Source organism: Streptomyces sp. NPDC051172, from assembly GCF_040682555.1.
Lineage (GTDB): Bacteria > Actinomycetota > Actinomycetes > Streptomycetales > Streptomycetaceae > Streptomyces.
The window spans coordinates 16,666-38,157 of record NZ_JBFBBE010000011.1 but is presented as its reverse complement, the minus strand read 5'-3'; the positions used below and the strand labels follow the sequence as shown (position 1 = coordinate 38,157).

Genomic DNA, 21,492 nt, shown 5'->3' with positions numbered 1-21,492 from the left:
ATGAGCAGCCACACCCTGCCACTGCAGCCGGCCATCCAGCTGCACGTCGATCTCGACGGTGACCTGCGCCCGCATCGCAGCGCGAAGATCGAGGCGCATCTGCAGGTCGACATGGCCGCCGACAGCGCTCCCGTCGATCTGCCCGCGGTGGAACTCGCCGTGATCATCGCGGTGGACGTCGCCGAAGCCAACCGGCCGGCCGTACGGCACGCTTTGCCGGCCGCACTGCGCGCGCTGCCCGACGGCATCTCCTTCACCGTGCTCGGCAGCGGCCCCGAGCCGGTGCGGTGCTATCCGCGCGGCGATGCCGAGTGGGCCGTCGCCGACCACGCCGTGAAACGCCGGGCCGTCTTCGCCGCAGGCGCTCTCCCGCTGCACCGGGACGGTCCGCGGCCCGCCGGGTACGCCGTCTGGGCGGCCGGTGCGCGCGCCCTGCTCACCGGCCGCCCGCTCTCCGTACGCCATCTGGTGCTGATCACCGACGGCAGCAGCGCCCCGGGCGAGACCCGGCTGGAGGAGGAACTGGAGTCCTGCGCCGGGCAGTTCACCTGCGATGTGTTCGCCGTTGGCGCGGACTGGAACCCCGACCCGCTGCTGTCTCTGGCCGAACGGCTGCACGGCACCGCCGAGTTCGTGGACGAGGGGCTCGGCGGAGCGATCACCGGCGCGATCGAGCGGCTGCGCCGGGTGCACACCCCGCAACTGCCGATCGAGGTGACCGTGCGGCCCTCCGTGCGCCAGGTCTCGCTCAGCGAGAAGGCGCCCCGGCCGCGCCGCCTGCGCGCACAGTCCCACCCCGACCGGCCGCACCGCTGGAGCTTCCCGACCTACCAGTGGCAGGAGCACGGCAGGCGCGACTATCTGCTCACTCTCGTCGCCGACGCGGACGCCGACCCGCTGGAGGCCGACCTGCAGTTCGCCATGGTCTCCATCGGCGATGTCCATGCGCCCGTCGTCGCCCGCTGGCACCGCCCCGGGCCGGCACCGGCGCACGCCTCGGCGGGCGCTGCCAGTGTGCGGTTCCTGACCGGCACCGCCGCCATGCGCAATGCCCTGCGGGAGGGCCTCGAGGCTCTCCAAAGAGGCCAACGGGACGTCGCCGAACGCTGCTTGGGGCAGGCCGCGAGCATGGCTGAGAAGTTCGAGGCGGACTGGGTGCTGGGCGAGATCCGCGAGGTCGCCGACATCGAGGACGCTGCCGCGGGGCGGGTCCGGCTGCCGACCGCCGTCGACTCCGGTGCCCTGCGCCCGATGATCCTGCGCGCCGGGTCCTACCCCGGCGGAACCCTGACCGACACGGTCTTCCCGCGGCCGGGCCCGCACTGCAGACACTGCACGACCCCTGCCGGGAGCGAGGCCCGTTACTGCATCGCCTGCGGGAAGGAGCTGCTGTGACGACCGGACACGCCGCCGCCCGGCGCGGCTACTCCCTTGCCGCCTTCTGGCGCGGACGCCTGAGCCGCTTTCGGACCCGTCGGCTGCTGGAGGCACACCTCCTGCTCCTGACGGTGTGCGCGATGGTGGCGGTGGGCTCCCTGCTCCTCTCCTACCACCAGACCCAGCGCGGCGCCGAAGCGCTCTCGTCCCGGGAGGCACCGGCCGTACAGGGGCTCGCCGCCGCCCGGCTCGCGGTGTTGCGCGCAGAGTGGGAGATCGAGGTCCTGTCGGAAAAGAACCTCATCCACGTCGCGGGCTCGGGCGAGACCTACCGGTCCCAGCTCTCCGCCGCCGACCAGAGCCTGTCGCGGATCGCGGACCGCACGGACCAGGACCTCGGCACCGTCAACGGTCTGCTCGCCACCTACGGCAACTCCCTCAACCTCGGCACATCCCTGTACCAGAACCAGCCGTACATGCAGGAGCAGAAACTCAAGGAGGCGAAGTCACTGCTCACCCGCCCGGGCGTGGGACTCGTGCCCCGGCTGGACCGACTGCAGCAGATCCAACTGACGCACGCCGAAGGCACCGCCGCCATGGGGTGGCTGCGGCGCGGCGGCTGGTGGGTCGCCGAAGCCGCCCTGGCAGCAATGGCGTTGACGCTGATGTCGGCGCTGTTCGTACTGCGCGACCGCTGCGGCCGCGACTGGAATCCGTACCTGCTCGCAGGCTTCGTCCTCACGGTGCTGCTCGCGGTCGTCCCGCTCATGACCACGTCCTCCACCGAGGACGACCTCGACAACGCGTTCGGCGACTTGCAGACGATCACCGAGGTATCCGGTCAGAACTGCTGCAGCCACGATCTGGTCGGCGCGCAGCAAGAGGTCACGGAGAAGTCCGAGGAGGTCCGGGGGGAACTGGCCGACGGCGCCTGGACCGACAGGGTCTACCGGGGCACTCTGATCGGCGGACTGCTGGTCGTCCTCCTGCCCGCGACAGGGCTCGTGCTCCGGCTCGACAGCGACTACTGGAGGCGACGGTGACCCGGCGGTTCAAGGTGCTGGTGTTCGTCGTGGTACTGCTGCTGACCGCGGCCACCGGCATCGTGGTGGTGTGGGAGGAGCAGGACGACCAGCAGCCGGTGACCATCCTCGGGACGTGGACCGGCACTCAGGAGAAGCAGTTCAAGGAGGTGCTGCACGGCTTCGGCATCCCCTTCCAATACCAGGGCACCGCAGCCCAGCGCGAGGTGCTGCTCTCCAAGGTGCAGTCGGGCGAGCCCCCCGACATCGTGATCATGCCGGGTATCGGTGAACTCGCCGAGTACGCGGACCAGAAACGGCTCAAGCGGCTCAACGGCCTCTACGACCCTGAGCAATACGGCTCACCGTGGAGCGCGGCGAGCGGGACCTCCCGGGACGTGTACTGGGTTCCGGTCAAGGCGGACCTGAAGAGCATCGTCTGGTACCGACAGGGCCACAGGCCCGCCGAGTCACCCGCGCCGCTGCAGAGTTGGTGCATCGGCATGGGGGACGACGGCGCCTCCGGCTGGCCCGGCACCGACTGGATCGAGGACCTGGTGCTGCAGCGCTCGGGCCCGGACATCTACGGAAAGTGGGCGCTGGGCAAGGAGAAGAAGGAAAAGTGGTGGACCAGTGCTGCGGTGCGCGACGCCTGGGAGGCATGGGCCCGCCCGTTCGAGCAGAACAAGGCTGCGGCCGCGCACGCCCTGCTCACCGATCACCGCGGCGCCCCGGGCAGCAACGGGCTGCTGTTCGGTGGTTGGCGCGGATGCACCCTGGAGCACCAGGGCTCCTTCGCCCGCTCCTTCTACGGAGAGGCCGATGCGAAGCACGTTGAGCTGATGGACTCCGCTCCACTGCTGCCCGGAGGTCCGGATCAGGTCCGGGCCCATGAGGTGACCGGAGACTTCGCCGCACTGTTCAGCGACCGCCGCCCGGCCAAGGACCTGATCGAACGGCTGGCCTCCAAGGAGGGCCAGCAGCAATGGGCGAAGGTGGCGCACGTCTTCTCGGCCAACCGTCAGGTACATCCACGGGAGGGCCGGGTCGAGGACCAGATCGCCGGGCGGCTCACCGGTGACGGCCCGCGCTGTCTGGACGCCTCCGACGTCATGGCCCCCGCCGTCCGGGATGCTTTCTACGAGGCCGTCCTGCTGACCCTGGCAAGGGCCGCCGCCCCCAACCAGGATCCCGACATCCCGCACCTCCTCAAGGACATACAGGCAGTGCAGGATGCACAGCCCGGCACCACTGCGGCACCGAGGACGGTCTGCAGCACGCACTGAGCGGCCCCGCTCCCTTCGTCCGACGAGGGGACGCCCGTGGTGTGCACGTTCCCAGTCCTTCCCGGCCGCCTTGCGCTTTGCATTGCCCATGACAACAACGTCCCTTACTGTGCACGTTCTCAGCATCTGCCTCTCGTCAACTCGACGCCGGGTCAAAGGAGATCGGGATGTCCGTGCACGGCTCCAGGCGCACCATGAAGGTCGCCGCCCTGCTCGCACTGGCCGCCTCGCTGCCGGCGGCCATGCTCACCACGCCGACGAGCGCCTCCGCGGCGGGCTCGCTCAGCATGCTCGGCGCCGACGTCTCGACGGCACAGCGGGCACTCGACCTGGGCGCCAAGTACTACGACGCGAACGGCAACGCCAAGGACCCGCTGGACATCCTCAAGGGCGCCGGCGTCAACTACGTCCGCCTGCGGATCTGGAACAACCCGGCCGGCGGCTACAACAACAAGGCCAAGGTCCTGGCGTACGCGAAGACGGTCAAGGCGAAGGGCCTCAAACTGCTGGTGGACTTCCACTACTCGGACACCTGGGCGGATCCGGGCAAGCAGTACAAGCCCGCGGCCTGGTCCGGGCACGGCATCAGCCGGCTGCAGACCGACGTCTACAACTACACGTACGACGTCTGCAACAGCCTCAAGGCCCAGGGCACGACTCCGGACAGCGTGCAGATCGGCAACGAGATCAACGTCGGCATGCTGTGGGACGACGGCAAGGTGATCAACAACGACTTCACCAACCTCAGCCTGCTTCTCAAGTCCGGCTACCACGCGACCAAGGCATGCAACAGCGACACCAGGGTGGTCATTCACACCGCGGACGCGGACAGCGACGCGCATGCCCGCTGGTTCTACGACGGCATCAAGGCCAAGGGCGTCGACTGGGACATCACCGGGCTGTCCTACTACTGCATGTGGCACGGCACGCTGTCCACCATGGGCAGCGTCGTGTCCGACATGAAGTCCCGCTACGGCAAGGATGTGATCATCGCCGAGACGGCATACCCGTTCACCACCGGGAACGCGGACGGCACAGCCAACTCGGTGACCTCCGGCTGCTCGGGCCACCCCCTCACCTGGCAGGGCCAGGCGGCCGACTTCACGGCCGTGCAGAACACGGCCCGCAGCGCGGGCGCGATCGGTGTCTTCTACTGGGAGCCGACCTGGTACGCGGTCCCCGGCAACGGATGGGATCCAGCCGACATCAACAACAGCGGGGACGGCTGGGACAACATGGCCACCTTCAACTGGACCGGCCAGGTGAACCCGAACATCAAGTGGACTCCGTGACGGCGGACAGCCCTTGACGTCGCCTACCGCGCGAGTCCGTCCTGCCGGCAGGCGGGCCGGAGCGCCCGCGTGCAGATCTCGTCGACGGTGTACACGCCGTCCTTGACGAGCGTCCGCTCGATGGTGCGGGCCGTGACAGCCCTCGGGGTGAGCAGCACGGACGGGATACGGCGGGTGGTGGGGCTGTCGGTCGTCGTGGTGGCGACCTTGCCCAGATCGTCGCCACGCCCCAGCGCAACGGCCATGGCGGCGGCCGCATCCGCCTCCGCCCGGAACGGCTTGTACACCGTCATGTACTGCTCGCCCACGACGATGCGCCGTACGGCGTCGAGGTCCGCGTCCTGACCGGTGACCGGGGGAAGTGACCTGACGCCTGCGAGTTTGAGTGCGGAGACGGCGCCGGCTGCTATGGAGTCGTTGGCCGCGAGGACCCCGCCGATCCGGTCCGGGCCGAGGGCCGCGACGGCGGCGGACATCTGGGCGTGGGCGTCGTCCGTGCTCCAGCCCTGGATGTCGTACGACCTGCCGATCCTGACCTTGCCCGCCAGGACGGACATGGCGCTCTTTCTGTACCAGGCCGCGTTGGGGCTGGTCGGATCGCCGTTCAGCATGACGACCTGGCTGCTGTTCGCCCGCCCGTCCATCGCCTTCAGGAGGGCCTCGCCCTGGAGCCTGCCGACCTGTGCTCCGTCGAAGCTGACGTAGCCCGAGACCGGGCCTTCCGCGAGCCGGTCGTAGGCGACGACCGGTATGTTCGCCCGGTGGGCCTCGACGATGGAGGAACGCAGCGCCTTCGCGTCGGCGGCGGCGAGGATCAGGACCCTGACCCCGGTGGTGATCATGGAGGTCACCTGTTGCCGTTGCCGGTCCGCGTCGTTCTCGGCATTGGCGTACTGCATGGTGCAGCGCGGACACAGCTCCTTCAGCCGCTTCTCGATCAGCGGCCGGTCGGAGTGCTCCCAGCGGGGGACCGATCGGCTCGGGAGCAGCAGACCGACGGTGAAGCTGCCCGATCCCGCCCTGCCGTCTCCTCCGCAGGCGGCCTGGGACATCGTCAGGAGTCCCGCGACGAGCGCGGCGACGACCTGCCACACACGGGTTCTCACGGCCGGCCCCCTCCTTCCGTGTCCGGGCCCGAGTCGGTGGGCGCCGGTGCTCCTCCCGGCAGCACGATCTCGCTCCACACCTGTTTGCCGCCGGCCACCGGCATCGAGCCGAAGGACTCCGACATCGCCTCGACCAGGAGCAGGCCGCGGCCGCCGGTCGACTCCCAGTCCACGATCACCGGCTTGGCGGGGGCGCGGGGCGAGGAGTCGCCCACGCAGACCCGTACCCGGTCGCCGCGGAGCATCAGATCGAGGCGGACCGGGCCCTGCGTGTGCACCAGGGCGTTGGTGACCAGCTCGGACACCACCAGCAGGACCGCGTCGGCCACGTCCTCGGCCTGCCACTTGCGCAGCGTGCGGGCGGTGAAGCGGCGGGCGTGCATGACGGCGTCGGGCAGCCGCCACACCACCCAGCCGGCCCTGATCGGCCGGGTGCCCATGCCGTCGTAGCGCAGCAGCAGCACCGCGACGTCGTCCTCGCGGCGGCCGACGTCGCCGAGCAGCTGGTCGGCCATGCACCCCAGATCCGCCGGATCGGCCGCGGCGAGCGCCCTGCGCGTCTGGCTCATGCCCTCGTCGAGGGGCAGGTCGGCAGCCTCGACCAGGCCGTCGGTGACCAGGGCGAGGACCGTGCCGGGGGCCAACTCGACCGCGGTCATGGGGAATTCCGCCTCGTCGAGGACGCCCAGCGGGAGTCCGCCCTCGACCTCGATCTCCTCGGTGCTGCCGTCGGGATGGCGCACCAGGGGGGCGAGGTGCCCGGCCCGGACGAAGAGGGTGTTGCCCTGCTCCAGGTCCAGTTCGGCGTAGCAGCAGGTGGCGAAGAGGTCGGTCTCCATTCCGACGAGCAGGCGGTTGGCGTGGGAAACGACCACGTCGGGCGGGTGGCCCTCCACCGCGTAGGCCCTGACGGCCGTACGCATCTGGCCCATGATGGTCGCGGCTCCCGCGCTGTGCCCCTGCACATCGCCGATGACCAGGGCCACCCGGTCCTCGGACAGGGCGATGACGTCGTACCAGTCGCCACCGACCTGCAGCCCCCGTCTGGCGGGCAGATACCGGGCCACGGCCGTCCCGCCGGGCAGCTCGGGCAGCCGCCGGGGCAGCAGGCTGCGCTGGAGCATCGTCGCGAGTTCCTGCTCGGCGTCGTGCTCATGGGCTCGTTTGAGAGCCTGTCCGACCAGCGCCGCGGTGGCGGTGAGCAGGGACCGTTCGTCGGGGGCGAACTCGTGCGGCTGGTCCCAGCCGACCAAGCACAGGCCGGCGACCCGACCCTTGGCGGGCAGCGGCAGGACGGCCAGGCCTCCGTCGCCGACGCCCGCGAGGTTCGGTTCGAAGGCCGTGCCGGCCGACCACAGGTCCAACCGTCCGTCCCGCAGGGCGAGTTGGAGGGTGGGCAGGGCGCTGACCGGTGCGTCGGGCCACTCGGTACGCCACTCGGCGCGCCAGGCCTGCGGCCACGCGGCGGGCTGCGGCGGATCGAGCACGGTGACCATGAGCCGGTCGCCCTGCAGCTCCGCGAGGGCCACCCGGTCGGCGCCCAGCGGCTCCCGCAGCGCGGTGACCACGACACGGCCGACGTCACGGACGGTGGTGGCATCGTCGAGTGCGGCGGTCAGCCACTGGATCCTGGAGACGTCGTCGGGGCCGCGGCGCAGCACGGAGGTCGCCGTCACCACGCCCAGCACCTGCTCGGGCTGGTCGTCGGTGGCGGCCACGACCCGGCAGCTCAGGCTCAGCCAGCGCATCTCTCCCGTCGGGCCGCGCACCCGGAACTCCAGCTCCCGCCGGCCGAACACCTGGGGAGCCGGTTCCAGGACCGACACCAGTGCGTGCATGTCCTCGGGCAGGGCGTGCGCCAGCAGGGTGTCCGCCTTGCCGTCGAAGTCGGCCGGCGTGATACCGAGGAGTTCGAGCAGGGCGTCGTCCGCGTCGATCAGGCCGGTGTCGGGCACCAGCACGAACGAGCCGACGCGCAGACTCTGCAGCGCGGGACCCAGCAGCGGCGACGGCGGGGACCGGCCGGCAGCGGCCAGCAGCAGACCGGCGACGGCATCGGCGTACCGTTCCAGGAAGCGGCGCTGCTCGTCCTCGAAGCCGTCCGCACCGGCGCCCACGACGACGAGGCAGCCGAGCCTGCTGCCGTCCGCCTCGAGCGGCAGGGCGCCGAGCGAGACCTCCGTGTGCGGCGGGGTGGGCGCGCCCTCGGAGTAGGCGGCCAGTTCCGCGGGGGTGAGCCACAGCGGCCGGTCGGTGCGGAAGGCGTGCGCGGCGGGTGAGCCCCCGGACAGGGGCAGACACTCGGGCAGCCGGTGGTCGGAAACGGCCCAGCGGACCGTCTCCGCCAGTTGCAGCTCATCCTTGTCACCGGCGGGCACATAGACGGCTGCCATGGCCGCTCCGGCGAAGGCCAGAGCGCGCTCGCCCGCTGCCGCCTCCGGCACCGCGGGCAGTCCGCCCGCGTCCGCGGCATCGGCGCCGGATGCCCGCAGCTGAGAGACTCCGGCCCGAGCACCGCCGTCTTCAGGCATGTCCGCAACCTACCTCCCGTCCGTGCCGCGGATGCGGCTGAGATCGGGCGTCCCCACAACAGAATCGCATATCCGAGCAAACCGCCACTGCATTCGCAGATCGCCGTAGCCGGTGCCACACTGACGGCATGGTCGTCTTGCCGCTCACGTGAGAGGGCCAGGTGTCGCCGCGTGCGGGCAGCGACCAGTGTTTTTCTGGATCTGCATGCCGGCGTGACCACCCGACCCGCGCTCGGAGGGAGGTCTCGCACATGAAGGCCTGCGTACGGGGCGCGGCCATGGTCATGACCGCGGTCTCGGCGGCCGTTGCAGTATCGGCCTGCGGGTCGGGCACCGGAAACAACTCCGACGCGGGGAACGCACCGAAGATCGCCCTGCTGCTGCCAGATGCCACCACGGCCCGCTGGGAGACACAGGACAGGCCCTTGCTCGAGAAGAAGATCATGGAGCTGTGCCGGCAGTGCACGATCGAGTACGCCAACGCCAAGAATGATGTGGCGTTCCAACAGGAGCAGATGGACTCGATGATCGCCAAGGGCGTCGATGCGATCCTGCTCGTGGCGGTGGACGCCAGATCGCTCGCCACGTCGGTGCAGGCAGCGGCTCGAGCGAACATCCCGGTGATCGCCTACGACCGGCTCGCGCAGGGCCCGGTCTCCGGCTACGTCTCCTTCGACGGCGAGGAGGTCGGCAGGCTCCAGGGCAGGGCACTGCTGAAGGCCATGGGCAAGCACAGCCACCTGCCCCAGATCGTCATGATGAACGGCGATCCCAGCGACCCCAACGCAGTGTCGTTCAAGAAGGGCGCGCTGTCCGTGCTCACGGGGAGAGTGAAGATCGGCAAGGCGTACGACACAACCCAGTGGCGGCCGGAGATCGCGAACACGAACATGTCCGGCGCCATCGCCGCCCTGGGCGCGGCCCATATCCAGGGGGTGTACTCCGCCAACGACGGTCTCGCCGGCGGCAGCATCTCCGCCCTCAAGGCGAACAAGGTCGCCCCGCTGCCCCCGGTCACCGGGCAGGACGCCGAACTCGGGGCCGTGCAGCGCATCGTGGCCGGCGATCAGTACATGACCGTCTACAAGCCCTTCGGCCCGGAGGCCTCGGCCGGCGCCGCCATGGCCGTGGCCGCGGCACGCCGGACCGACCTCGGGCAGGTCGCCAAGGACAAGGTCACGACCAGCGGCGGGAAGTCCGTTCCGGCGGTCCTGCTCACCCCCGTGTCCGTGACCGCCGCCAACATCAAGGAGACCTTGGTCAAGGACGGCTTCTACACGGTCCGGCAGATCTGCGTCCCCCGGCTCCAGGCCGCCTGCAGCAGGTCCGGACTGACCTGACGAACCGGCTTCGACCGAGTCCGAGCCCAGGGAAGGAGATGCTCCGAGTGCCGGATTCCCCTTTGCTGGCGCTGCACGGCGTGTGCAAGCGCTTCGGCGCCGTCGAGGTCCTCAAGGACGTCGAGCTGGAGATCCACGCCGGCCAGGTCGTCGCCCTGCTCGGCGACAACGGGGCCGGCAAGTCCACCCTCGTCAAAGTGATCTCCGGCGTCGCCCCCGCGGACAGGGGCGTCATCGAGTGGGAGGGCCGCACGGTGCACATCAGGCGCCCGCACGACGCCCGGGACCTCGGCATCGCCACCGTCTACCAGGACCTCTCGCTGTGCGGGAACCTCGACGTCGTCGGAAATCTCTTCCTCGGCCGGGAGATCCGCAGGTTCGGGTTCCTCGACGAGATGGCGATGGAGAGCCGCACCATCGAGCTGCTCGAACGTCTCACCAGGACCGTCCCCGCGCTGCGCGCCCCGGTGGTCTCCCTGTCCAGCGGCCAGCGCCAGACGGTCGCCATCGCCCGTTCGCTCCTCGGCGAGCCCCGGGTGCTCCTGCTGGACGAACCGACCGCGGCACTGGGCTTCGAGCAGACCACCGAGGTCCTGGACCTCGTCGATTCGCTGCGTGACCGCGGCATGGGAGTGCTGCTCATCAGCCACAACATGGGGGACGTCAAAGCGCTCGCGGACCGGGCCGCCGTGCTGCGGCTCGGCCGCAACAACGGCTTCTTCAACGTGAACACCGCCTCCCAGGAACAGATCATCTCCTCCATCACCGGCGCCACGGAGAACGTGCCCCGTCGGCCGGCCACGCACGAGGCGTGGTGAAAGGGATGCGCCGCATGACGGACAACACGCGGGCCGAAGAGGCCACAGCCGCCGAGCCCCGCGGACCGCACGGCCGGGCGGCCCTCGCCGTCGCCGTGAAGAACGGGGCCGACCTGCTGCGGCGCAGGTTCCGCGCCGGTGAACTGGGCTCGCTGCCCGTGGTCCTCGTCCTCGCCACGGTCTGGATCATCTTCCAGTCCCTCAACAACAACTTCCTCTCGCCCCGGAACCTGTCGAATCTCAGCGTGGACATCGTGGGCACCGGGCTGATCGCGGTCGGCATCGTCTTCGTGCTGCTGCTCGGTGAACTCGACCTGTCGGTGGGCTCGATCAGCGGCTTCGCCGCGGCGATCTTCGCCGTGCTGAACGTGAACAACGGCGTGCCCGAATGGATCGCCCTGGTCCTCGCGGTGCTCGCGGGCACCGCGGCGGGAGCCCTCCAGGGCTTCTCCTGCGCCAAGACCCGGGTACCGGCCTTCGTCGTCACGCTGGCGGGGCTGCTCACCTGGAACGGCCTGATGCTCTACGTCCTCGGCACCAGTGGCACGGTCAACCTCGACGAGAACGGGTTGGTCGCCGAGTTGACCAACTACTACTTCACCAATGCCGCCGTCGCCTACGGCCTGGCGGCGCTCTGCGCGGGCCTCGTCTTCCTGATCTCGTACCTGGACCGGCGCCGCCGCATGGCCGCCGGTATGCCGCACCGCTCACTGCGGGACATCGTGGTACGAGCGGGAGGACTCGCGGTGGTCGCCTTCACCACGGCGTATCTGCTCAACCGGTTCCAGGGGCTGCCGCTCGCCCTTCTGGTCTTCCTCGTGGTGGTCGCCGGCCTCGACATCATCCTGCGCCACACGCACTACGGCCGGCAGGTCTACGCACTGGGCGGCGGCGTCGAGGCGGCCCGTCGCGCCAGCCTCAATGTGATCGGCATCCAGACCGCGGTGCTCGCGGTCTCCGGGACGATGGCCGCGGTCGGCGGCCTGTTCCTCGCCTCGCGCATCACCTCGGTCAGCCAGAGCTCGGGATCGGGCGTCCTGCTGCTCAACGCCATCGCGGCCGCCGTCATCGGCGGCACCAGTCTGTTCGGAGGACGCGGTACGACCTGGTCCGCGGTGCTCGGCATGCTGGTCATCCAGTCGATCGCGTCCGGCATGGCGATCACGGACACCCCCACGGCCATCCAGTTCGTCATCACGGGCGGGGTGCTCTTCGCCGCGGTGGTCATCGACGCACTGTCACGACGCTCGCAGGAGGCACACGGGCGGGCCTGACACCTCGGCTTTCTTGGCGATACGTCCTGACACCGCACTCGCCGGGGCTGTCGCCCACGTCGCCACGGGACACACCGCCCATCTGGACCTGCGCCCGCATCTCCCTCCGGGCCGGCGAGCACACGCTGGTGGAGAAGCCACTCGCCCTGAACGCCGCCCAGACCGCGGAGGTCGCCCAACCGGCCTCGGGACGCGTCCTGTTCTGCGCGGAAGCTCTGTGGAGCTTCGTCGTCCCCAGGTTCGACGTCGTCCGGCAGATCCTCGACTCCGGCATCCTCGGCGCCCCGGCCGAACCAGTGGCCTCCGGCCGGCCGCACCCCGCGGGCGTCAACGGCCAGCCCCCCACCCTCTTCAGGGACACCCCCCACCACGGCCACCATCGCCGGCACGCGTGCCACCCCGAGTCCGCCCGGGCCCTTCCACCAGACCGGCGTCCTGGTCCTCACCCAGGCGGGAAGCGGCATGCAACTCACGTACACCGAGCCGCACACCGCTCACGACGCCCTGCACTTCGAGGCCGCGGAGGTGGCCCGGCAGGCCTCCGGCACGCACCTGAGGTGGTGTCACTCCTGCCGCGGGTTCGGCTTCAGCACGGCGAACACCGCCTGGGCCGGGTCGGCCAGCCAGGCGATCCGGCCGACGTCCGGCACATCCGAGGCAGGCATGAGCACCGACCCGCCGTTCTCCTGCACCTTCGTCGTGACGGCATCGGCGTCGGCCACGGCGAAGTACGGCACCCAGCGCGTCTCCTCGCCTTCGCCCTGGAGCGGGGCGACACCGCCGAAGGAGCCCTCCTGCTGGTCGCCGTCCTTGATGCTGAGCACCCGGTACGTCATCCCGGGTGCCTGCATCTCCTGGGAACGCCAGCCGAACAGACCGGCGTAGAAGCGGATCGCCGCCTCCGGGTCCCCGACGTGCAGTTCCACCCACACCAGCGTGTCGTCCTCCGAGGCCTTCTCCAGACCCTTCGTCCTGCCGGGCTGCCATACGGCGAACTGTGCGCCCTGGGGATCGGTGAACTGGCCCATCCAGCCCTCACCCATGACGTCCGTGGGTTCGACGCGCACGGCGCCACCGCCGGCCACCACCTCGCGGGCGGTGGCGTGGATGTCGTCGCTCTGGAAGTACGTCGTCCAGGCCGGCCCGGCGCCCTCCTCGCTCAGCGGGCCGAGGGCGCCGACCGTCTTCCCGTCCTTCTGGAAGAACCCGTATCCGCCGGCCTCGGGCCCTGCGGACGCGAACCGCCACCCGAAGACGGCGCCGTAGAAGGCGGCGGCCGCGTCCGTGTCGGGGCTGCCGAGGTCGATCCAGTTGGGTGATCCGGTGCGGAAGTCCGTGCCGAGCATGCGTTTCCTCCTACGAAGTCCGGTGTCGAGACTCCGCCACGATGCCGCCTCGTTCGGACCGGGCTCGGTGCACAGGCCCACAGGCCCAGGGGGTTTCACCCGGGCAGGCGTCCCGCATCCGGCCGGGCGCCTGCGCAGGGCACGCGTCAGGGGGCGAGCGCCTTGCGCAGGCCGGGCTTCGACGCGTCGGCCCATGCGGTCGGCAGTTCGCGTTCGCGGTCTGCGGCCACGGACTGCTCCTGGCCGTACAGCAGGCCCCAGGTGAAACCGGGTTCGCCCGCGGCGTGCGCCGCGACAGCCAGCTTCCGCAGGGCGTCCCGGGCCACGACGCTGTCCTGATGGTCACCGAGCACCTTCTGCACGGCCTTCACACGCTTGCCGAGCCGCTTTGCCTTCTTGCCCAGCGAGGCACGCGCCGGTTCGGTGGCGTAGCGCGTCTTCTTGGCCGACTTGCGGGCCTCGTGGAGGGCCACGTCGCGTTCCGCCCCGGGGGAGAGCTCCAGCGCATGCGCCACCCGGCCGGCCAGCCGGTCGTACTCCTTGAAGATCGCCTCGGCCGTCACCTTCTCCGGTGTGCGAGCGGCCTTGCGGCGCAGCGGCGGCTGCTCGGTGAGTTCGGCCAGGGAATTCAGCAGGCCCAGGTAGCGGGGGGTGCGCAGGGCGGCGAGGGAGCGCCGGTGCGCCTCGTCGGTGCCGGCGACGTTCCATGCCTTCAGCCGGGCCGTGACAGGTCCGAGGACCAGCTCCGCGGGCAGGGCCTCGATGCGCGAACCGAGCCGTTCGAAGAGGACCTCCTGGTCGCGCTCCGCGCCCAGCTCGCCGCCCAGCCACTTGAGGTCGTCGCGGATCGGTTCCGTGACCTCACGATCCAGCACCGAGCGGTAGGAGCGCAGGTTGCTGCGCAGCCGGCGGCAGGTGACGCGCATCCGGTGCACCGAGTCGGGTACGTCACGGCGTACCGCGGGATCGAGGTGCACCAGGGTGCGCACCTGCTCGCCCAGGTACCTGAGGACGTCGTCCCCGGCCGAGCCGGGTTCGACCATCGCAGCGCCGGTGTCCGGCAGTCGCACCCCGCCCACTCCGGTCTCCTCCAGGGCCCGGGCGAGCTTGGAGGGCCGGGCCGCACGGTCGATGCCGTTCTTGCGCAGTGCCTTGTCCACGAGGTCCAGCAGCGAGACTTCGGTGTCCTCGGCGAGCTCGACCTCCATCTCGGTCCAGGCGGCCAGTGTGGTCATGCCGCGCAGGGACTCCGCGCGGACCTGGTCGACGGTCAGCTCGGCGAGTACCGCGCCCTCGGAGTCGACGAGGTGCCGTGTGCGGCGGGTGGACCGGATGCGCACGACCGGCATCAGTTCTGCCCCGCGGGTACGGGAGAGTGTCAGCTCACACAGGGTGTCCGGAACCGTCTCGGACAGCGGGGCCTGCACCTCCTCCCGGCTGTCCTGCGACAGGGGCAGTTTCAGGTGCCAGCCGGCGTCGGGCCCGCCCGTCCTGCGTCGTAGCGCGGCCGCCGCGCGGGCCAGCCGCAGGTCCTCGGTGTCGTGGTACACGGCGTCCAGGTCGTCGGTGCCCGCTTCCACGACCGCCGCGACGTCGCCGACGCCGGTGAGCTCCGGGAGCCACGAGGTGTCCTCGGCCGACGGAGCATCGTACTTTCGCTCTGTCTCACGCTTCGACTGGGTCATACCCATCGCGTAGACACCTCAGCCCGACTCAAACCCGTGCAGGGCTCCAGGAACGCCCTCGTCGGTGGACCACCTGTCCGGGCGGAGCAAATCCCTTGCCCTGCTCCCTGCATCCCCCTAGCGTTATTTTGTGCCGCAAATAAACAAATCCCGAACGCACAACGTCGTGCCGGGCAGCAACAACACCGACCTCACCCGGCTCCGCATCGCCCTGACCGTCTTCTTCGCCCTCGACGGCTTCATCTTCGCGGGCTGGGTCGTCCGCATCCCCGCGATCAAGGAACAGACCGGCGCCTCCGCCGGCGCCCTCGGGCTCGCCCTGCTCGGCGTGTCCGCCGGCGCCGTGATCACGATGATGCTCACCGGACGGCTGTGCCGCCGCTACGGCAGCCACGCCGTCACCGTGATCTGCGGCATCCTGCTGTCCCTGAGCGTCGCCCTGCCGCCGCTGACCCATTCGGCCGTCGCGCTCGGCGCCGTTCTCCTCGTCTTCGGCGCCGCCTACGGCGGGATCAACGTCGCCTTCAACAGTGCGGCCGTCGACCTCGTCGCCGCCCTGCGCCGGCCGATCATGCCGAGCTTCCACGCCGCTTTCAGCCTGGGCGGCATGCTCGGCGCCGGGCTCGGCGGGCTGGTCGCCGGGCACCTCTCCCCGACCCGGCACCTTCTCGGCCTGACCCTCGTCGGCCTTGTCGTGACGGCCGTGGCGGGACGCTCTCTGCGGCGTCAGCAGCCACCGAAGCCGCCCGAGCCCGCAGGCGACTCCGGGCAGGACGGTCCGCGCCGCCTTGACGGCCGTCGCCGCGGGCTGGTCGCCGTCTTCGGTCTCATCGCCCTGTGCACCGCATACGGCGAGGGGGCCATGGCCGACTGGGGTGCACTGCACCTCGAACAGGACCTGGGCGCCTCGGCGGGAGCCGCGGCGCTCGGGTACTCCTGTTTCGCCCTCGCCATGACCGTCGGCCGACTGACGGGGACGACCCTGCTCGAGCGTCTCGGCCGTACCCGCACGGTCGTCGCGGGCGGCGCCACCGCCGCCCTGGGCATGCTGGCCGGCTCCCTGGCGCCCTCCCTGTGGGCGGCTCTGATCGGCTTCGCCGTCACGGGACTTGGCCTCGCCAACCTCTTCCCGGTCGCCGTCGAACGCGCCGGGATGCTCGCCGGCCCGAGCGGCGTCGCGACCGCCTCCACCCTCGGCTACGGCGGCATGCTCCTCGGCCCGCCCGCGATCGGCTTCATGGCCGACTGGTTCTCCCTGCCCACCGCCCTCACCAGCGTCGCGGCACTGGCAGCGGTGGCCGCGCTCATCGGGCCGGCGACGCGCCGCACCACCGGCGGCTGACTCGACGGCCGGCTCACGGCCACTGCACCGCACCCTCGGCTCACAGGTGCAGGCGAGAGCAGTCACCCGATGGGCCGGTCGGCCGGGTGCCTTCCCGGGGTACCAGGAAAGCGACAAAGCAACGCACCAGAAACGCAAGTAAGCCCTTGGGGAAGGGGAGAGTCCCATGCGACAGCGCCTGACGGCATCGTGGGGCCGCCGGACCGTACCACCGCTCGCGTTCGCGTCGGCCGCCGCCGTCCTTCTCGCCGCGTGCAGCTCGGGCGGCGATGCGGACGGCGGGGACAAGGGGGGACCGCCCGCGATAGTCGTGCAGCCCGACGCCGGCAGTGCGAAGGTGCCGGTCGGGCGGAAGGTGACGGTGCACGCACGGGGCGGATCCCTGATCTCCGTCCAGGTGGGCTCCCCGGGCCCGGGCCGGATCTCCGGCACCTGGTCCGAGGACAGGTCCGTGTGGACCTCGACCACGCCGCTCGCCCCGGGCGCCACCTACACGGTGACGGCGCACGGCAGGGCGGACGGCGGGTCCGCTCTCGACAAGACCGCCTCCTTCACCACCGAGACGCCGAAGAACGCCTTCGTCGGCGAGTACCACCCGGACGGGGGTATGACGGTCGGTATCGCCATGCCGGTCTCGATCACCTTCAACAAACCGATCAGCGACAAGGCGGCGGTCGAGCGGAAGCTCCATGTCACCGCCTCCCCCGCGGTCCAGGGTGCCTGGAGCTGGATGAAGGACCGCGACGGCAAGGACCGTATCGACTACCGCCCGGTGAACTACTGGCAGCCGGGCACCCGTGTCACGCTGCGCATGGACCTGGCAGGCGTGGACGCGGGCAACGGGCTCTACGGCACCCAGCAACGCGTCGTGGACTTCCGCATCGGGGACGCCGTGACGAGCACGGTGAACGTCACGACGAAAACGATGACGGTGAGGAAGAACGGAAGGACACTGCGCACCCTGAAGGTCTCCAGCGGCAAGAAGGGCTACGAGACCTGGAACGGCACCATGGTCGTCCTGGGCAAGGTGCCGACCATCCGCATGGACTCCTCGACCGTGCGGATCTTCGGCCCCGAGGCGTACAACCTGGGCGCGGTCAAGTGGGACGTCCAGCTCACCCCGTCCGGGACCTATGTGCACGCGGCACCCTGGAACACCGGCAAGTTCGGCGTGGTCAACGGCAGCCACGGCTGCATCGGCATGAGCACCGGCGACGCACAGTGGTTCTACGGCCGGGTCAACCTCGGCGACCCGGTCACGGTCGTCCACTCCGTCGAAACCGTGGCGGCCAACAACGGCTACGGCGACTGGAACGTCCCCTGGGCCACCTGGAAGAAGGGCAGCGCTCTCGACTAGCGCCCTGCCGTGAAACCTGGCGGCGAACCGCTGCCGTCGGCCGGATTCCGCGGGATGCTGTCTTCGGTACGAGCAGGTCGGGAGGTGCTGGGATGCGGTGGTGGCCCGGGGCATGGATGATCGCCGGGACGGTCGTCCTGGCGGCGTGCGGCACGTCGGCGGGCGGCGGATCCACGGGACCGGCGTCGGCGTCCGGCAGCAGCTCGGCACGGCCGTCCTCCACGGCACCGACGGGCGCGCCCGCGTCCCCTTCCGGGCCGGGCACGAGCCGGTCTGCAACGGCGCCCTCGACTCCGGCGGGCCACTGCGCCGCCGGGCATACGGAGCTCAGCGTCGCCCCCGGTGACGCGGTCGCGCAACGGCTGTGCGTGCGACCGGGGACCGTGGTGTCCCTTGTCCTGCGTCCCCGGACGGACGACAAGCGGTGGGAGGGCGTGAACACCTCCGCACCGGCCCTCGTCCTGGCTTCCGGATGGCGGTTGGACGCCGACGGAACGGCCCACGCCGCGCTGCGGTGCGCCGGCACCCGCGGCGGCGAGGCCGTGGTCACCGCCCTGGCGAAAGCACCGGACGTGGCGGGCGCGGCACGCACCGCCTTCACGCTGCACGTGAGCGTGGTGCCGTACCCGACGCAGGGATGAGTCCTCAGTGACAACTCCTGCGAAAGAGCGCCCAAACACTCGACACGCCTGTGGTAACCGGCGGTAACTTCTGTCAGGCTCACGCCGAAACCGCTTTCCCTCCACAGGAGACACACCCCATGCGCAGACTCCTCGCCTGCCTGGCGGCGGCCACCGCCGTCCTCGGCGGGCTCACGGCCGCCGCGCCTTCCGCGGCGGCGGCCGACTCGGGCAGCTTCAGCGTCCTCAGCTACAACGTTGCCGGGCTGCCGGCGGCCATCAACAGCGCGCCGACGCCGCGCGAGTCGAGCACCACCGCCATCGGTCAGCGGATCGCGCCGTACGACATCGTCCATGTCGAGGAGGACTTCAACTACCACTCCTACCTCTACGCCGCCGACACCGCGCACGCCTACCGCACCCCCACCAGCGGCGGCGCGGGCATCGGCAGCGGGCTCAACACCCTGTCGAAGATCCCCTACGACACGGACGACTTCGAGCGCGTCCACTGGAACTCCTGCCAGGTCGACTCCGGTGACTGCCTGACCCCCAAGGGCTTCACCTTCATGCGCGAGCGCCTCGCCGAGGGCGTCTACGTCGACTTCTACAACCTGCACACCAACGCCGGCACCAACGACGGCGACGAGGCCTCCCGCGCCGACAACCTCAACCAGCTCACCGCCTTCATCAACACCCACTCCGCGGGCAACGCCGTCGTGGTCATGGGTGACACCAACACCCGCTACACCCGCTCGGCCGACACCATCGCCGAGTTCGCCGCGGCCAACGGCCTCACCGACGCCTGGGTGCAGCTGATACGGGGCGGCACCCCGCCCGCCAAGGGCAGTGACGCCCTGGTCTGCGACCAGTCCGGCGCCACCGTGCCCAACACCTGCGAGGTCGTCGACAAGGTCCTCTACCGCAGCAGCAGGCTGGTCTCGCTCAACGCGACGTCGTACAGCAACGAGCACGCCAAGTTCCTCACCGACGCGGGGTTGATGCTCTCCGACCACGACCCGATCACCGTCGGCTTCAACTGGTCGCGCAACTCGGCCTACCAGCTCAGCGACCAGTTCGGCGGCCCGCACGGCGACTACTACAACGACATCAACAGCGTGCCCGCCGGCGCCCGCGCCACCACCATTGCGCTGAGCTCCGGCTCGCGGGTCGACCAGTTGAGCCTCACTCTCGCGAACGGCACCACACTCACGCACGGCGGGACGGGCGGCACCGCTTCCTCCCTCACGCTCGGCAGCAGTGAGTACGTGACCACCGCCTACCTCTGCCAGGGTGCGAAGGACGGCCACACACGGATCTTCTACGCCAAGTTCACGACCAACCTGGGCCGCACCCTCGCCGGCGGCACCACGACCTCCGACTGCGTGACCCGAACCGCCCCCTCGGGCTGGCAGCTCGCGGGCTTCCACGGACGCACGGGCGACGAGGTCGACAAGGTCGGCTTCATCTACACCCAGCGGTAAGGAAGTTGACGAACACTCAGGGGCGGCTGCACGTCGGCCGCCCCTGAGCAGGGGCGTCCCCGAGTCGGCCTCGGGTCACTGCTCGACCGGCAGAATGGGGCCCCTCAGGCGAACACCGACAACAGCAGCGCCATCGCCAGCCCCAGCACGCTGACGAGGGTCTGCACCACCGTCTGGGTCTTGGTGGCCTGGGCGAGGTCCATGCCGAAGGACTCCTTCACCAGCCAGAAACCGGCGTGGTTGACGTAGTTGAGGCCGAGGGATCCGGCACCGATGGCGACGACCAGCAGCGAGGCCTCAAGGCCTCCTCCGTCTCCGATCAGCGGGGCGACGATCCCGGTGGCGGAGACGATGCCGACAGTGGCCGAACCGGTGGTCAGGGACAGCAGCAGGGCGATCAGCCAGCCCAGCAGGATCACGTTGAGGTGTGCCCCCTTGGCGGCCGAGGCGATGGCGTCGCCGATGCCGGAGTCCTGCAGGACCTGCTTGAAGGCTCCACCGCCCCCGATGATGAGGAGGATCGTGGCGATGGACTTGAGGCTGTCCGTCAGCGAGGTGCGGGTCTCCTCGCCGGAGCGGGACGCGCCGACGAGGGTCACACCGAGTGCGAAGAGGAAGCCCGCGAGCATCGCCACCAGGGGTTCGCCGACGAAGGTGAGGCCGGCCCGCAGCCCGCTGGACTCGTCGAGCAGCGTCTCGCCCAGCGTCCGCAGCAGCATCAGCGCGACCGGGACGAGCACGGACGCGACGGCCAGGCCGACGGAGATACCGGTCCGGGCCGGGGCGTCGGTGCGGACCTGGGCTCCCGGGCCGTCGGGCCGGGCCGTCGCGGCCCGGTCGGCGCCCGTGAACTGGGCCATCAGGGCGGCGTCCGGTCGCACTTCGGGCAGCCGGGGCGCGATCCAGCGGGCGTAGACCGGTCCTGCCAGGACGACGGTCGGTATCGCGCAGACGAGACCGACGGCGAGGGTGAGGCCGAGGTCGGCGTGGAGTCCGGTCATGGCGGTCAGCGGCCCCGGGTGGGGCGGCAGCATGCCGTGCAGCGTGGACAGCGCGGCGATCGCGGGCACGCCGAGCAGCACATACGGGGATCCCTTGGTGCCGCCCTGCTGCTCCAGCCTGCGGGCCACACCGAAGATCAGCGGCAGCAGGACGATCAGGCCGACCTCGAAGAACATCGGGACGCCGATGACGAAGGCCGCGGCCGTGACCAGCCATGGCAGCCGCCGGGCGCCGGAGCGGTCGACGAGGGCGCGGGCGATGGCGTCGGTGGCTCCCGAGTCGGACAGCAGCCGTCCCAGCATGGCGCCCAGGGCGAGGGTGAGGCCGACGTCGCCGAGGATGCCGCCGGCGCCCCCCTCGATCGAATCGGTCAGTTTGGCGACGGGTTCACCGGCCGCCAGCCCGGTGCCGACGGTGACGACGATCAGCGCGACGAACGGATGGACGCGCAGCCGGGAGTTGATCAGGTAGATGAGTGCCGTGATCGCCACCGTGAGGATGAGCAGCAGCCACCAGGTGTGTGCGGTCATGCGGGTGCCTTTCGGACGAAACGCCGCCTTGTGGACAGGCGGATGGGCAGGAGGGAGCACGGGACCGGCGGTGTCGGCGGTCC

At 70.5% G+C, this 21,492-nt stretch carries 17 protein-coding genes; 12 read left to right on the top strand and 5 right to left on the bottom strand.

Annotated elements, in window-relative coordinates; genetic code table 11:
- The 4 genes from AB0N07_RS09010 to AB0N07_RS08995 all read left to right on the top strand — a co-directional run bounded on the left by AB0N07_RS09010 (position 1) and on the right by AB0N07_RS08995 (position 4,977).
- Complete coding sequence (locus tag AB0N07_RS09010; protein ID WP_365833565.1) at positions 1–1,395, top strand: VWA domain-containing protein; 1,395 nt, start codon at positions 1–3, stop codon at positions 1,393–1,395.
- A complete protein-coding gene (locus AB0N07_RS09005) occupies positions 1,392–2,420 on the top strand; it encodes a hypothetical protein (RefSeq protein ID WP_365833564.1) in 1,029 nt (342 codons plus the stop codon). Before AB0N07_RS09010 ends, AB0N07_RS09005 begins: the two co-directional genes overlap by 4 nt.
- Positions 2,417–3,685 carry an ABC transporter substrate-binding protein gene (locus AB0N07_RS09000; RefSeq protein WP_365833563.1) on the top strand — a complete coding sequence of 423 codons (1,269 nt, stop codon included), beginning with the start codon at positions 2,417–2,419 and terminating at the stop codon, positions 3,683–3,685. The genes AB0N07_RS09005 and AB0N07_RS09000 overlap by 4 nt, the downstream gene beginning before the upstream one ends.
- Positions 3,686–3,852: 167 nt before the next feature.
- Entirely contained in the window at positions 3,853–4,977 is a 1,125-nt protein-coding gene (locus AB0N07_RS08995) for a glycosyl hydrolase 53 family protein (protein WP_365833562.1), read from the top strand.
- 23 nt (positions 4,978–5,000) lie between these two features.
- Here the strand turns inward: AB0N07_RS08995 and AB0N07_RS08990 are convergent, their stop codons facing one another.
- Together AB0N07_RS08990 and AB0N07_RS08985 are read right to left on the bottom strand one after the other, a co-directional pair.
- Positions 5,001–6,083, bottom strand: a complete 1,083-nt coding sequence (locus AB0N07_RS08990) for a substrate-binding domain-containing protein (RefSeq protein ID WP_365833561.1) — start codon at positions 6,081–6,083, stop codon at positions 5,001–5,003.
- Positions 6,080–8,614 carry a SpoIIE family protein phosphatase gene (locus tag AB0N07_RS08985; RefSeq protein WP_365833560.1) on the bottom strand — a complete coding sequence of 845 codons (2,535 nt, stop codon included), beginning with the start codon at positions 8,612–8,614 and terminating at the stop codon, positions 6,080–6,082. Before AB0N07_RS08985 ends, AB0N07_RS08990 begins: the two co-directional genes overlap by 4 nt.
- A gap of 251 nt (positions 8,615–8,865) precedes the next feature.
- Between AB0N07_RS08985 and AB0N07_RS08980 the strand changes: the two genes are divergently transcribed.
- The 3 genes from AB0N07_RS08980 to AB0N07_RS08970 are packed head-to-tail and all read left to right on the top strand — an operon-like array spanning position 8,866 to position 12,046.
- Positions 8,866–9,954, top strand: coding sequence for a substrate-binding domain-containing protein (locus AB0N07_RS08980; protein ID WP_365833559.1), 1,089 nt, complete (start codon positions 8,866–8,868; stop codon positions 9,952–9,954).
- 38 nt (positions 9,955–9,992) lie between these two features.
- On the top strand, positions 9,993–10,772 hold the full coding sequence (locus AB0N07_RS08975; RefSeq protein WP_365833558.1) for an ATP-binding cassette domain-containing protein: 780 nt from the start codon (positions 9,993–9,995) through the stop codon (positions 10,770–10,772).
- 5 nt (positions 10,773–10,777) lie between these two features.
- Entirely contained in the window at positions 10,778–12,046 is a 1,269-nt protein-coding gene (locus AB0N07_RS08970) for a sugar ABC transporter permease (protein WP_365833557.1), read from the top strand.
- A 563-nt stretch (positions 12,047–12,609) separates the two neighbouring features.
- Here AB0N07_RS08970 and AB0N07_RS08965 read toward each other — a convergent pair.
- Together AB0N07_RS08965 and AB0N07_RS08960 are read right to left on the bottom strand one after the other, a co-directional pair.
- The gene (locus tag AB0N07_RS08965; protein WP_365833556.1) at positions 12,610–13,392 is read right to left on the bottom strand and encodes a VOC family protein; all 783 of its coding nucleotides are present in this window, start codon (positions 13,390–13,392) and stop codon (positions 12,610–12,612) included.
- Positions 13,393–13,538: 146 nt separating this feature from the next.
- Entirely contained in the window at positions 13,539–15,077 is a 1,539-nt protein-coding gene (locus tag AB0N07_RS08960; protein WP_365833554.1) for a CYTH and CHAD domain-containing protein, read from the bottom strand.
- Between the two features lie 166 nt (positions 15,078–15,243).
- Between AB0N07_RS08960 and AB0N07_RS08955 the strand changes: the two genes are divergently transcribed.
- The 5 genes from AB0N07_RS08955 to AB0N07_RS08935 all read left to right on the top strand — a co-directional run bounded on the left by AB0N07_RS08955 (position 15,244) and on the right by AB0N07_RS08935 (position 19,877).
- Entirely contained in the window at positions 15,244–16,419 is a 1,176-nt protein-coding gene (locus AB0N07_RS08955) for an MFS transporter (RefSeq protein ID WP_365833553.1), read from the top strand.
- Positions 16,420–16,585: 166 nt separating this feature from the next.
- Positions 16,586–17,776 (top strand): Ig-like domain-containing protein, encoded by a 1,191-nt coding sequence (locus tag AB0N07_RS08950; protein ID WP_365833552.1) that lies wholly within the window; start codon positions 16,586–16,588, stop codon positions 17,774–17,776.
- A gap of 112 nt (positions 17,777–17,888) precedes the next feature.
- Entirely contained in the window at positions 17,889–18,122 is a 234-nt protein-coding gene (locus tag AB0N07_RS08945; protein ID WP_365833551.1) for a hypothetical protein, read from the top strand.
- 40 nt (positions 18,123–18,162) lie between these two features.
- Positions 18,163–18,417 (top strand): acetyl-CoA synthetase, encoded by a 255-nt coding sequence (locus tag AB0N07_RS08940; protein ID WP_365833550.1) that lies wholly within the window; start codon positions 18,163–18,165, stop codon positions 18,415–18,417.
- A gap of 119 nt (positions 18,418–18,536) precedes the next feature.
- Positions 18,537–19,877, top strand: a complete 1,341-nt coding sequence (locus AB0N07_RS08935) for a jacalin-like lectin (protein ID WP_365833549.1) — start codon at positions 18,537–18,539, stop codon at positions 19,875–19,877.
- Between the two features lie 104 nt (positions 19,878–19,981).
- Here the strand turns inward: AB0N07_RS08935 and AB0N07_RS08930 are convergent, their stop codons facing one another.
- Positions 19,982–21,409 carry a gluconate:H+ symporter gene (locus AB0N07_RS08930; protein WP_365833548.1) on the bottom strand — a complete coding sequence of 476 codons (1,428 nt, stop codon included), beginning with the start codon at positions 21,407–21,409 and terminating at the stop codon, positions 19,982–19,984.
- Between the last annotated feature and the right edge of the window lie 83 nt (positions 21,410–21,492).